At 73.9% G+C, this 12,452-nt stretch carries 9 protein-coding genes and 1 pseudogene; 4 read left to right on the top strand and 6 right to left on the bottom strand.

Annotation, left to right across the window (positions count from 1 at the left end):
- Positions 1 to 54: 54 nt before the first annotated feature.
- Positions 55 to 2,109: a CotH kinase family protein gene (locus WME76_RS05320; RefSeq protein WP_437959102.1), complete on the bottom strand. Its 2,055-nt coding sequence runs from the start codon at positions 2,107 to 2,109 to the stop codon at positions 55 to 57.
- 282 nt (positions 2,110 to 2,391) lie between these two features.
- On the opposite strand from WME76_RS05320, the gene WME76_RS05315 reads away from it, so the two are divergent.
- Complete coding sequence (locus WME76_RS05315; protein WP_437959101.1) at positions 2,392 to 3,684, top strand: hypothetical protein; 1,293 nt, start codon at positions 2,392 to 2,394, stop codon at positions 3,682 to 3,684.
- Positions 3,685 to 3,836: 152 nt separating this feature from the next.
- Positions 3,837 to 4,475 carry a Uma2 family endonuclease gene (locus WME76_RS05310; protein ID WP_437959100.1) on the top strand — a complete coding sequence of 213 codons (639 nt, stop codon included), beginning with the start codon at positions 3,837 to 3,839 and terminating at the stop codon, positions 4,473 to 4,475.
- Positions 4,476 to 4,527: 52 nt separating this feature from the next.
- Here the strand turns inward: WME76_RS05310 and WME76_RS05305 are convergent, their stop codons facing one another.
- Positions 4,528 to 5,409, bottom strand: coding sequence for an NAD-dependent epimerase/dehydratase family protein (locus WME76_RS05305; RefSeq protein WP_437959099.1), 882 nt, complete (start codon positions 5,407 to 5,409; stop codon positions 4,528 to 4,530).
- Between the two features lie 248 nt (positions 5,410 to 5,657).
- Between WME76_RS05305 and WME76_RS05300 the strand changes: the two are divergent.
- Positions 5,658 to 6,929: pseudogene (locus tag WME76_RS05300) on the top strand (protein kinase domain-containing protein); the annotation flags it as partial.
- Between the two features lie 379 nt (positions 6,930 to 7,308).
- Here WME76_RS05300 and WME76_RS05295 read toward each other — a convergent pair.
- Both WME76_RS05295 and WME76_RS05290 read right to left on the bottom strand, forming a co-directional pair.
- Positions 7,309 to 8,826: a phenylacetate--CoA ligase family protein gene (locus WME76_RS05295; RefSeq protein WP_437959098.1), complete on the bottom strand. Its 1,518-nt coding sequence runs from the start codon at positions 8,824 to 8,826 to the stop codon at positions 7,309 to 7,311.
- 95 nt (positions 8,827 to 8,921) lie between these two features.
- Positions 8,922 to 9,959 carry an NAD-dependent epimerase/dehydratase family protein gene (locus tag WME76_RS05290; protein ID WP_437959097.1) on the bottom strand — a complete coding sequence of 346 codons (1,038 nt, stop codon included), beginning with the start codon at positions 9,957 to 9,959 and terminating at the stop codon, positions 8,922 to 8,924.
- 136 nt (positions 9,960 to 10,095) lie between these two features.
- Between WME76_RS05290 and WME76_RS05285 the strand changes: the two genes are divergently transcribed.
- Positions 10,096 to 11,091: an ATP-binding protein gene (locus WME76_RS05285; protein ID WP_437959096.1), complete on the top strand. Its 996-nt coding sequence runs from the start codon at positions 10,096 to 10,098 to the stop codon at positions 11,089 to 11,091.
- Positions 11,092 to 11,120: 29 nt separating this feature from the next.
- Here WME76_RS05285 and WME76_RS05280 read toward each other — a convergent pair whose 3' ends face one another.
- A complete protein-coding gene (locus WME76_RS05280) occupies positions 11,121 to 11,726 on the bottom strand; it encodes a hypothetical protein (protein WP_437959095.1) in 606 nt (201 codons plus the stop codon).
- Entirely contained in the window at positions 11,723 to 12,448 is a 726-nt protein-coding gene (locus WME76_RS05275; RefSeq protein WP_437959094.1) for a thiamine phosphate synthase, read from the bottom strand. Before WME76_RS05275 ends, WME76_RS05280 begins: the two co-directional genes overlap by 4 nt.
- Positions 12,449 to 12,452 lie beyond the last annotated feature (4 nt).

Genomic DNA, 12,452 nt, shown 5'->3' with positions numbered 1-12,452 from the left:
CGCTGACCGTCTCGGTCCCTCGGGACGCTCGTCCCGTGCACGCGCGTCAGCCGGTCACGGGTCGCCGGACGTCGGTCCGAAGAGCTCGACGTCGTCGATCTCGATGGTGCCCGAGTCGACCTCGCCCTGGCCGAGGAAGCCGTTCGCGCCGACGCCGTTCATCTGCGGGCCAAAGGAGAGGCCGATGATCGACCTGAGCACGTCGTTCACGTCATCGCCCGGGTCGCGGCCGTCGTCGATGGCCCAGCCGGGGAGCGCCATGTCGGCGAACTTCAGCTCGATGAGCTGAGGCTCGGCGCTGAGCCGCACGTCCCACCCGTGACGGACGCCGGAGATCCCCTCGCTCTGCGCGGGGCTCTCGACGTCGAAGCGCAGCCAGCGCGCCCCGTCGGCGCGCGCCCGGAAGCGGACGCCCTCGAGCGACGTCACGTCGAGGGGGCTCTCGGCGAGGGGCACCGCGAAGTACACGTACTGCCCCCAGGCGTGCCCCTCGTCGCGGAAGTCGAAGCGGAGGAGCAGGCTCTGCGCGCCGTTCAGCGGATCTTCCTGCGTCAGCGACTGCACGGCGCCGGACGCGTTGTTGGTGGCGAGCAGCGTCCCGACGTACAGCCCGAGCGTGTCCGCGGCCTCGAAATCGCTGATCCCCGTCGCGGTGAACGAGAAGGGCACGAGGGGCGTGCCGCTGGCGAAGCGCGCCAGGCGCTCTCGCAGGATCGGCACCTCCTGCCTGAGCCGCTCGACCGCCGGCTCCCAGCCGGCGAGGCCCGGCCCGAGCGGGTCTTCCTCGACGGCATCGCGGATCAGCGCGGCGTACCTGTCGACCTGCTCCTCGATCTGCCCCTCGCTGAACGGCCCCTCGAGCAGCTCCTGGAGCGCAGCCCGATATCCCGCCGAGTCCTGGAGCAAGGCGCTGAACAGCGGGTCGCAGCTCGGCTGGCGCACCTTCTCGTTGCCCATGAACACCAGGAGGTCCGTGGGGCAGGTCGCCGGCGCCTCCGTCCAGCGCGGCACCTGGCCGAAATAGGTGCTGGGGCTGAGGGTCTGGTCGAGATCCCACGGGATGAGGCGGAATTTGCCCGAGGAGGGATCGTCGTAGATGAAGAAGTTGTGGTTGCCCGCGCCGCCCGCGTCGTCGACATAGAAGGTGGTGACGCCGTCCCAGTTCACGATCGCCTCGTCGACGGCCATGTACCGCTGCAGTTGCTCGATGTCCGCCCACTGCGACAGCGCGGCGAGGCGCTCCGCGCCCTCGGCGGACGCGAGGTCGCTCGCGAACGCCACGAAGCGCTCGTGCGTCGCCTCGTCCTCGTTCGTCTCGAGGCGCTCCGCGTAGTAGCTGGCGTCGTCCGTGACGGGCCACGCCTCCTTGTAGAGAGCGCCCTCCGACCCCTCGGGGAAGTTGCTCTCGAGGAAGGGGCCGTCGACCTCCTCGACCATCGAGAAGAGCCCTTGCGACTCGCCGTTCACGTGCAGCGTGGCCCACGAGCTCCTCGGGGCCGGAACGCCCATCTCCCGGTACAGGCCGTAGGCGATCCGCTCGTGCAGCCTGGTGGGGTCCCAGGTCATGGAATGGAAGTTCAGGCGCTTCTGCTCGTGGAAGCGCTGCCCGTCGACGTACTCGTCGAACTTCACCTTCATGCTGAGCTTCGGGCAGGTGAGCCTTCCCTGCTCGTCGAAGCACAGCTGCAGGGTGCCGTAACCGCCCTTGAAGCGCAGGCCAACGACGCCCAGGCTCTTGCCCTTGTAGCAGGCCTCGGCCTCCACGTACTCCTCGTCGCGGGCGTTCGCCTTGAGCTCCGCCCAGCGCTCTTCCGGAAGGTGGAAGTCGAAGCGCGGGATCTCGTCCGCCGCGTACAGCTCGTCCGCGTCGCGGTCGGCCAGCGTGGGGTCCGCCGGCTCGCACGGCGGCGTCGAGACCTGCCCGCCGGCCCCGCCTTCGCCCGCGCCACCTTCCCCGCCAGCCCCGGCCCCCCCGGCGCTTTGTCCGCCAGCCCCGTCCCCGCCCGAGCCTCCCGTCCCAGCACCGCCGCCGGCGCCCTCGTCATCCCCGCAGCCCGCGCCCACCGCGGCAGCCGCCAGCAAAAGCAACGTCCAAGTACCAAGCCTCATGCAATGCTCCTTCACCAGCCGCGACAGTAGTCGTGTCGTTCGCGCGCGTCGACGCTCGACATGCGCGCACGCGCCGACGCGCCGCCGCAGCGTCGCTTTCGTGCGCCGTCCGTGACATCGGCCCGGGGATGCGCGGCCCGCGCCCTCGCCGCGCCGTGGAGGAAAGTCCGAGCAGCGCCGCGCGATCCGGTTGACAAAACGGCGCGGAATGGCGTGTTGCGCTCGGGCATTTCGCTTTCGATGACAGACAGCAAGGGGCGCCTCCGCGGGAGGCTGAAGCGTGTGAGTGTCGGGCTCGCGGCGACAGCCGCGCTCCTCATGGTCGTCCGGACCGGGGCGTCGGGTTGGGGTCAGTCCCGGCTCCGGGAGTACCTGGATGCCACCCAGGCCGAATGGGACGCCGAGCGCGCGCAGATCCGCGAGCGCTCGCGGCCCGCCGGCGAGGGCGGCGCGCAGCAACGTTGCGGGGCGAGCTACGCGAGCCTGTCGGGCATCGAGATGCAGGCCCATCCCGAGAAGATAAAGCGAGCGATCGAGGCTGGACCGGGCGCGCGGCCGTCCCCCGAGCTCCTCGCCGAGATCGAGCGGCACCGTCCGGAGATGGACGCATTCCGGCAGGCGGCGAGGTGCTCTCACTACGAGCTGACGGAGGACAGCGCGTGGGTCGAGTACGGCCCGGTGTGGCGGTTCATGTCCGTGAGCCGACTGGCCCTGATCGAGGGGCACGAGCTCGCGGCCAAGGGGGATGTGCGCGGCGCGCTGGACCGTTATCTCACCGTGGCCAAGGTCGGCGCGGACATGTCCGCGGGGTCGCTCATCGATGGCCTGGTCGGCATGCAAAACGCGACGCACGCCTACCGCGCCACCGCCGCGCTCGTGGCCGGCGCGCCCCGGCTCCACGCGGCGGAGCTCGCCGATCTGGATCAGGCGCTCGCGGAGCGAGGGCGCGACCTGCCGCTCCTCGCCGACGCGCTCCGGAAGGAGCGCCTGCGCCTCCGAAGAGCGGTGATGAGCCTGATCGATACGGGCGCCCTCCCCGAGCAGCTTCCTCCCGAGGTGCGGCGACCCATCGGCACGATCGCGCTCACGACGGTGCTCCCGGAGAGCGCCCTGGTAGGTCATGCCCTTCCCCGGATGGACGCGTGGCTGCGCGGCGCGGAGCAGATCGCGCGCGACGCGCAGCGTGATGTCTCCCAGTCCGCGCGGTTTCAGGAGATCGCGATCGACTCCCTCGTCCTCCACGCGACGGAGCTCAACCCCACGATGAGCGTCGACGTTCTCCAGGACTTCGCGGGGCGCGATTGCGCCTTGCGGGCGTCGTATCTCCTGGCGCGCGCGACCGTCGAGGCAGAGCGGGCGTATGCGGACGGCGTCTATCCGGAGGCGCTGCGGTCGCTCGCGCAGGATCCTTGTGGGACAGGGCCTCTCGTGTACCGCAGGAGCTCGAACGGCGAGGGCTACACGCTGTCCAGCGTCGGCGGCAACGGCAACGCGGACGGCCCGCGCGCCGCCGGCGGCACCCCCCACGCGAGCGGCGGCATCGTGATCACCCGACGGGGAGCCAGCGTCCTGTAGCGCGCGACCCGGGCGGCATCCGGGCGCCGGTCGGCGCGTCCTGCGCGTCGGGTCGGCGCGTGGGCGCGGCACCCCGGCGCCTCCTGCCAGGGTGAGCCGACGCGCCCTCTCCTGACCAGGCGCAGGGCGCGCGGCGGTGGTACCCTCCCGGCGTGAGCCAGCGCCCGTACCCGGAACCCCAGGCAGCGCGCCTCCTGTCCGTCGCGGAGTGGGCAGCGCTGCCGGAAGACGAGGCCGGTGAGCTCATCGATGGCCGGCTCGTCGAGGAAGAGATGCCCGATTGCGTCCATGAGCTGGCCGTCGCCTGGCTCATCCACGCCCTGCGGGCATGGCTGTTCCCGCGCGGCGGCTTCGTCTTCGGCTCCGAGGTGAAGTACGCGCTCAAGCCGCGGCGCGGGCGCAAATCCGACGTGTCGGCGTTCCTCCCAACCTCCCGGAAGCCCCCGGCCCGCGGCGCCGTGGCGATCCCGCCGGACATCATGGTCGAGATCGTCTCGCCCTCGCCGCGGGACGGCCGTCGCGACCGCATCGAGAAGCTGGAGGAGTACGCGGCGTTCGGGGTGCGCTGGTACTGGCTGCTCGATCCGCAGCTCCGCACCCTGGAGATCTTCGAGCTCACGCGCGACGGGGTCTACGCGCCTCGCCTCGGCGTGAACGGGGGTCTGCTCCAGGAGGTGCCGGGCTGCGACGGGCTGACGCTCGACCTCGACGCGCTCTTCCGCGAGATCGATCAGCTCGACGCGGCCGAGGAGCAGGAGCCGCCGCAGGTCATCGTCGAGCGCGGGGAGTAGCAGCGAGGGCGGCGATGGGCGCTGCGCGGGCGGCGCGCACCTCACCCGTGCGTCAGCCGCGCTCGCGCGGGGCGCGCGCCGCCGCGATCAGGGACGGCGCCTGGGCCTCGACGGCCAGGCACGCCTCGAACCCCTCGCGGTAGCTCGGATAGAGCAGCGCCATGCCCAGGGCGCGCTTGATCTTCGCGTTGTCCACGGCGCGGTCGTGGCGGAGCGTCTCGTGCAGGTCCTCCCGCGGCGCGCCCGCCGGCAGCTCCAGGCCGAGCCGCGCGCACAGCCAGCGGACGACCTCGATCTGCGGCACGGGCGCGTCGTCCGCGACCAGGAAGGCCTCGCCGGGCGCGGCGCGCTCCAGGGCCGCGAGCGCGAGGCGCGCGAGGTCCTCGACGTGGATGCGCGAGACGACGTTCCTGCCCTGCTGGTCGCCCTCGCCCGACATGCGGAAGTCGCCGCGCAGCAGCCGCTGGTGCAGGCCGCGGCCGGGACCATAGATGCCCGCCGCGCGCAGCACCACCGCGCCGCGCTCGCGGTACACGGCCTCGGCGGCGAGGCGCGCCGCGGCGCGGGGACCGTCGGCCGAGGTGGGCGTCGCCTCGTCGATGCGCCCGGTCGCACCGCCGTAGACGGCGGTCGACGAGACGTACGCGACGGCGCGCGCCCGGCCGAGCGACGGCGCGATCGCGGCGTCCGTGGCGCCGTCGGGGGGGAAGGCGACGAGCACGTCCGCGCCGTCGGGCACGAGCCGGTCGACGGCCTCCGCCGTGAGCGCTGGCAGGACGCGCACGTCGATGCCCGCCTGCGCGAGCTCGGCCGCGCGCTCGGAGGAGCGCGTCGTCGCGACGACCCGGCCGCCGGACGCCCTCCGCAGGCCGGCGACCACCGCGCCGGTGAAGCCGCAGCCGAGGACGAGGAGCGGGGGAGTGGCGTCGCGCATGATCTGGACGACCCTTCTACCAGCAAGCAAGAGAGAGGGAGCGCCTCACGCGCGCGAAGCGCAGCCGGCCGCGCTCGAGGCGCGCGGATGGGTTCGCGATGACGTGGACTGCCCTGGCCGCTGCCACGGCCAGGAGGGCGCGGATCCCGAGGACGGTCGAGCATCAGCGCCGCCTCTGATAGCCTGGTCGGCGCGGAGCGGGCGGCCGAGACGCAGCGAGCTCGCCGCCGCAGCGACGCCCTCAGCGCATGGCGGTCAACGTCTTCATCTCCTACGCCCCCGCGGATCGATCGCACCTCGAAGCGCTCGAGGCGCACCTCGCCGCCCTCAAGCGGCAGGGCCTGGTGAGCACGTGGCACCGCGGGCGGATCGGCGCCGGCGCGGCGCGCGACGAGGCGATCGCGGCGGAGCTCTCCGCCGCCGAGGTGGTGGTGCTGCTGGTGAGCGAGGCGTTCCTCGCCTCCGATAGCTGCTACGAGCGGGAGCTCGGTGCGGCGCTGGAGCGGCATCGCCGGGGGGCGGCGCGCGTGGTGCCGATCCTGGTGCGCGCGTGCGACCGGGAGGGCACCGCCCTGGCGGAGCTCCAGGCGCTGCCGCAGAGCGGCGGGGCGGTGACGAGCTGGGCCAACCCGGATGAAGCCTGGAGGGACGTGGTCCGGGGCATCCGCGCGGCGGTGGAGGAGGCCGCCGTGAGCGCGCGGCCGGAGGCGGAGCCCGCCAGGGCGGCGCTGACGAGCGCGCTCGCGGCGACCCTGCGCGAGGCCGAGGAGGCGATCCGCGCGATCGACAGGCAGATCGCGGCGGCGCAGAAGCGGCGGGTGCGGCTGCAGGCCGCCGGCGCGAGCACCGCGGAGGTGGACCAGGAGCTCGTCGATCTCCGGCGCAAGCGCCGGGAAGGCGGCCAGCTCCACGTGGGCGAGGAGCTCAGCGAGGGCCGGTACCTGCTGCTGGAGCGGATCGGCCGCGGGGGGTTCGCGACCGTGTGGCGCGCGCTCGACGCGGGGCGGGGCGACCAGCCGGTGGCGATCAAGGTGCTGCACCCGAACCTCGCGGGCGACGAGGGGCGGCGGGAGCGGTTCTTCCGGGGGGCGCGCGCGATGGCGGAGCTCGATCACCCCGGCGTGGTGCGCATCCTGGAGCCGAAGGGCGAGGACGGCGGCTGGCACTACTTCGTGATGGAGCTCGTCCATGGCGAGGACGTGCACAGCGCGGTCATCGGGAAGCGGCTGCCGGCGGAGCGGGTGATTCCGATGCTCCTCCGCGCGGGCGAGGCGATCTCGTTCGCCCACGGGCGGGGGCTGGTGCACCGGGACGTGAAGCCGGCGAACATCCTGCTCGATCCGGAGGGGCTGCCGCGGATCACGGACTTCGATCTGGTCTGGGCGCGCGACACGACGGGCGGCACGAGGAGCGGCGCGCTCGGGACGTTCCTGTATGCGGCGCCGGAGCTGATGCACCGGCCGCAGGACGCGGACGCGCGCGCGGACGTGTACGGGCTCGGCATGACGGCGGTGTTCTGCCTGCACGGCGCGGAGCTGCCGCCGATCATGATGCGGTATCCGGGACGGGTGCTCGAGCGGCTGCCGTGCAGCGACGCGGTGCGGAAGGTGCTGGAGCGGGCGATCGAGTTCGAGGCGTCGGAGCGATTCCCGGATGTGGCGGCGTTCTGCGAGGCGCTGGGAGCAGCGGCGGGGGGCGGGGGCGGGGCGGAGCGGGAGGGTTCGAGCGGCGCAGGCGTGTCCCAGGGCGAGACAAAGCCACAGGCGCATGAGGGCTTGCGGCGGGTAGCGGGCAGCGCAAAAAGAACAATTCGTTTTTTGCGTCTTGGCGTCGAGCTCTCTCTCCTCTCGCGAGGCAGATCCCTGGCAGGGTGTCTGCCCCGCGGAACCAAGTTTGGCGTTAGCCCGCCTCACCCCCCGGCTTGCGCGTATACCGGTGCTTCACCCCGAGCGGGAAGTACTCCGCATCCCCCGCCGCCCTCAGCGTCACCCGCGGCGCGCGCTTCCCCGCCGGCACGTAGCTCCTGAACTCGCTGTTCAGCCGGACGAGGTGCTCCTCGATCGACCGCGCCGCCGCCTCGCGCCGCGCCTCGCTCTCCGCCTCGCCGGGCGCGAGCTCGACCACCACCGAGAGGTACGCATCCCTGTCCGCCCCCTCGCGGACCTCCAGCACGAACTTCCCGGTCACCCACTCCTTCACGCCGGGCTGCTCGATGCCCACGACCACGTTCTCCGGATAGATGTTGGCGCCGAAATACGACACCGTGAAATCCGAGCGCCCGAACACGTAGACGAACGGCAGCTCGCGGGCGCCGCGCTCCCCGTCGAGCTCCCGCCGCGGGTCGAAGCCGAAGCGCGCGAGCGCCGCCATCATGTCCGCGTGCGCGTACACGCCCCCGCTGTCCAGGATCGAATAGCGGATGAGCGGGACGCCGTTCTCGCCCGAGAAGAGGAGCATCCCCTCGCGCTGCTCGAAGAACCGCACCGCCGGGTCGTACTGCACCAGCGTCGGCAGCCGGTCCTGACCGAAGAGGGCGCGCGCGGCGTCCGGCCTGCCCGCGAGGAACCTGCGGATCGCGATGCTCAGCGGCGTCTCGTTGCCCAGCACGCCGGCGTCCGCCGTCCCGTAAAGAGAAGCCGAGTCGTGGCAGGGCGAGGTCGACCCGACGCGCTCGCCGACCAGGGTCCGCCACTCCTCGCTGAACACCTCCCCGGCCATCACGAGCTTGATCCGCAGCGGCGCCCAGTCGATCCCCCGCGCCCGGCCCGTGTCGATCACGTCCTTCAGGAAGGGCGGATAGCCGAGCAGGACGACCTGCTCGAACGCCGGCCCCAGATCGAGGACGACACGGTAGATCTCGTCCTTGTTGTTGCCCGGCGTGACGACCGTGATCGGATATCCCTTCGCCGCGAGGTGACGGCAGCAAGCGGCCGTGTACATGCCGCCGACCCATGAGCCGAGCGCGAAGCACACGACAGCGAGCGTGCGGCGCGCGTCCGCCCGGAAGCTGTCGTGAAACACCTGCTCGAAGCGCCGCGCGACCGGGAGCTCGTCCGTGACGGAGCGAGGCCAGAACGTCGGCTTGCCCGTCGACCCCGACGAGACGGCGACCATGTCGCAGGACTCGACGCGCCCGCCGCGGCACAGGTCCGCGATCGGATGCCGGAGCACGTAGTTCTGCTTCGTGATCACCGGGAGCGCCGCGAAGTCCGCGGGAGTCCGGACAGCCGCCGGATCGACGCCGTGCTCGTCGAGGAAGCGGCGGTACGCAGGGACGGTCGCGGCGACATCGTGGAACAACGCGAGCGCGCCGGCCGCCGGATCCGCCTCGCGGTACCGCGTGAGCGCCGCGTCGAGCGGCGTGCTCAGGAAGGCGTCCATGGCCGCCAGGACCCGCCTGGGCTCTACATCCTGCATCGCGAGCTCTCCCCTCCTCCGGATGGTTGACGGCGAAGCGCGAGGACGGCGCGCGACCTCCCGGCCCTCCCGCCTTCCCGCGCGCCCAGCTTACCTCACGCCGGGTCGGCGTCCCCCACCCTGGCCGCACCGGGCAGCGCCGCCGCGAGCGAGCGCTCCTCGGCGCGCCGGTCGTAGCCCGGCGGCGGATCGGACGGCGGGTTCGCGAGCAGCGACGTGATCACCGTCTCCAGCCAGCGCCGGAGCGGCGTGTGCTGGAAGCCGAGCTCCGCCCTCGCCTTCGCGGGATCCAGCATCGACATCCAGGGGTCGCTGAACGGCGACATCGCGACCGGGTCGATGCCGCGCGCCCGGAGCGCGGCCCGGTCGACCCGCGCGAGCCGCGCCGGCGCGCCGAGCAGCTCGGCGACGAGCGCGAGCAGCTCCGGGAGCGTCGGCGTCTCCTCCATGCAGAGGTTGTACGCCTGGCCGAACGTCGAGGGCACGAGCAGGAGCTTCACGATCGCCCTCACGACGTCGCCGCTGTACACGTGCCGCACGGGGTGCTCGCCGCCGTCCGGGACGAGCAGCGGGCCGCCGTCGAGCACGCGCGCGATGTACCGCTCGAGGCGGCGGTGGGGGTCGCGCTCCCCGTTCACCATCGGGATGCGCAGCACGGTCGCGGGGAAGCCGTCGTCCCGCCACGCGGCCGCGAGGGCCTCCTCGCAGCCGCGCTTGTTCATGCCGTAGGCCCACGACGCGCGATCTTCCTCGTCCGTCGGCTCCGGGAGCAGCGGGCCGTCGTAGTCGCGCTCGCGCGACGGCCGCGGGCACCCCTCGCGGACGAGGTACACCGAGCCGGTGCTGATCATGACGTAGTGGCCGACGCGCCCGCCGCCGAGCGCCCCCACCGCGGCGCGGCCGTCCGCGGCCGTGTACGCGGTGAAGTCCACCGCGGCGTCGAACTCGCGGCCCCCGAGCGCCTGCTCGAGACCGCCGGCCGTGCGGTCGCACCGGATCCGCGCGACGCGATCGCCGAACAGGTCGGGCGTCACGCCGCGGTTCAGGAGCGTGACCTGATGGCCCGCCGCGAGCAGGCGATAGACCAGGAAATGACCCATGAATCGAGTGCCGCCGAGCACGAGGACGCGCATGCGCGGCAACCTATCACCGCCGCCCGCAATGAGGGCATTGCGAGCGCGCGGATCGCGCCGCCTGCGGCGCCGAGCGGCCTCGCGCGCAGCGCGATCCGGGACCAGGTTGCGCCCCGATCGTGCTAGATAGCGGGCCGTGCCGTTCTCCCACATCCTCGGCCAGGACACCGCGGTCGGCACCCTCGCACGCGCGCTCCAGACGGGCCGCGTTCACCACGCCTACCGCTTCGAGGGCCCGCCCGGCGTCGGCAAGGAGCTCGCGGCCGTCGCGCTCTCGCAGGCGCTCGTGTGCACCGCGGGCGACCCGCTCGGCTGCGGCCGGTGCGACGCGTGCCGGCGCGCGGCCGGGCGCTCCCCGGGGCGCCCCGCGTCGCCGCTCCACCCCGACGTGCAGTTCGTCGCGAAGAACTTCTACCCCGCGGCCGTCATCGGCCGGAGCCGCGACGAGCTGACCGAGATCTCGGTCGACCAGGTCCGCTCCATCGTGCTCGCCCACGCCTCCTACCCGCCCCACGAGGGGCGCGCGCGTGTCTTCATCGTCCGCGACGCCGAGGACCTCAGCGTCGGCGCCGCGAACGCGTTCCTCAAGACGCTCGAGGAGCCGCGGCCCGGCACGCACTTCATCCTGCTCACCTCCCGCGGCGACCGGCTGCTCAACACGATCCGCTCGCGCACCCTCCCCGTGCGCTTCGCCCCGCTCTCCGAGCCGATCGTGCGCGGCATCCTCCGCGATCACGGCGTTCCGGAGGAGCGGCACGACCTCGCGGTGGAGCTCGCCGCCGGCAGCGCCTCCGCGGCGCTCGAGCTCGCGGACGAGGAGCAGACCGCCTCGCGCGACGCCTTCGTGAAGAGCGTCCTCGCGGCCGCCGCCGCCCGGGACCTCGGGCCCGCCGTGGCGTTCGCGGAGTCGGTGGACCGCGACAAGGGCGCCCTCAAGGACGACCTGCGCGCGCTCAACGCCGCGCTCGCCCGCGAGGCGCGCGCCGCCGTCGCGGCCGATCCGCGCCGCGCCGGCCTCTCGGCCAAGCGCTACGCCGCGGTCTCCCGCGCCGTGGCGCAGCTCGAGCGCAACGCCTCGCCGAGCCTGGCGATGGCGTCGCTCATCGCGGAGCTGCGCGGCGTCATCGGCTGACGGGCGCCGCGAGGCCGCGAGGGCGGGCGTCAGCCCTCGCCGCCGCCGCCCAGCCGCTCGTAGCCGCCGTCCTCGATGCGCCGCCCGGCCCAGGCGTGGATGCGCCCCTCGCTCGCGAGCACCACGGCCGCGTCGTGCCCGCCGCCCTCGTACAGCGCGATGATCCCTGCGCCGCCCACGCGAGGCGCGCCCCGCCCCAGCCGCGCGAGCGCCGCCGGCAGCCGCGCCCGCCGGCGCAGGGTCATGCCGGCGATCTCGAGCGTCGCCGGCGGCTCCTCCGGCGAGTCGACCGCCGCGGGCGCGAGCCACAGGATCTCGCGCCGCGGCGCCGGGAAGGCCGCCACCGCCCGCTGCGCCGCCCCCTCGGGCGCGAGGAACACCACGGCCACGAGCTCGCCTCGCTCCCGCGCGACGATCGCGCCCGAGAGCCAGCGCTCCTCGCTCCCGGCCAGCACCACGTCGCCGAGCGCGAGCGGCAGCTCGTCCCAGAGCGCGTCCTCGGGCGACCGCGCGGGCGCCTCGGGCTCCTCCTCGCCGCCCCTCCCCACCTGCGCCTCACGCTCGCGGCGCGCCGCCATGTAGCCCAACGTCGCCGCCACCGCCGCGGCGGCCGCCGCGAGCAGCGTGAGGCTCATCGCGCGCCCCCTCCGGGCGGCGCCGCCGGCGTGCCGGCCTGCGCGAGCGCCTCCTTGAGCGCCCTCGCGCGCGCGCTCACTTGCTCGAGGGCGCGCGACGCGGTCGCGCCCTCCTCGGGCAGCAGCGCGGCGATGATCGCCGCGGCGGAGCAGAGCGGGGCCACCTCGCGCGCCCTCTCCAGCGAGATGCCGCCGATCGCCACGAGCGGCAGCCCGGGCCGCGTCCGCTCGACCATGTCGCGCAGCGACGCGAGCCCATCGAGGCCGACGACGGCGTCCGGGCGCTCCTTGCTCGAGGTCGCGAAGATCGGCCCGACCGCGACGTAGTCGAGGTCGTCGAGGTCATCGCGCCGCCCCCGCAGCGCGGCCTCGAGCTGCGCGGGCGTGTGGGTCGAGAGCCCGACGCGCAGCGACGCGCCGGCGCGCAGCGCCAGCCTGCGCACCGCCGGCACGGGGAGATCGTCCTGGCCGACGTGCACGCCGTCGCAGCGCGCGAGCACCGCGAGATCGGCCCGGTCGTTCGCGAACAGGGGCACGCCCGCGCGCGCCGCGAGCGGCTGGATGGCGCGCAGGAGCGCGAGCGTGCGCCCCGCCCCGCCCCGCTTGTCGCGGAGCTGGATGGCCGCCGGCCGCGCGTCGAGGACGGCCTCGGCGAACGCCGCGGGCTCCAGCCCGTGGCGCGAGAGCGAGTCGGTGTCGACGATGGCGTACAGGCCGCGCATGACC

The organism is Sorangium sp. So ce119, from assembly GCF_051524405.1.
GTDB classification, from domain to species: domain Bacteria; phylum Myxococcota_A; class Polyangia; order Polyangiales; family Polyangiaceae; genus Sorangium; species Sorangium cellulosum_G.
This window is presented reverse-complemented; position numbering and strand designations above follow the sequence as displayed.

What these genes read in the sequence shown, in the direction of transcription:
- WME76_RS05280 (WP_437959095.1), bottom strand. Translation starts at nt 11,726, where the DNA reads ATGAGCCTCACGCTGCTCGCGGCGGCCGCCGCGGCGGTGGCGGCGACG.
- WME76_RS05290 (WP_437959097.1), bottom strand. Translation starts at nt 9,959, where the DNA reads ATGCGCGTCCTCGTGCTCGGCGGCACTCGATTCATGGGTCATTTCCTG.
- WME76_RS05275 (WP_437959094.1), bottom strand. Translation starts at nt 12,448, where the DNA reads ATGCGCGGCCTGTACGCCATCGTCGACACCGACTCGCTCTCGCGCCAC.
- WME76_RS05295 (WP_437959098.1), bottom strand. Translation starts at nt 8,826, where the DNA reads ATGCAGGATGTAGAGCCCAGGCGGGTCCTGGCGGCCATGGACGCCTTC.
- WME76_RS05305 (WP_437959099.1), bottom strand. Translation starts at nt 5,409, where the DNA reads ATGCGCGACGCCACTCCCCCGCTCCTCGTCCTCGGCTGCGGCTTCACC.
- WME76_RS05320 (WP_437959102.1), bottom strand. Translation starts at nt 2,109, where the DNA reads ATGAGGCTTGGTACTTGGACGTTGCTTTTGCTGGCGGCTGCCGCGGTG.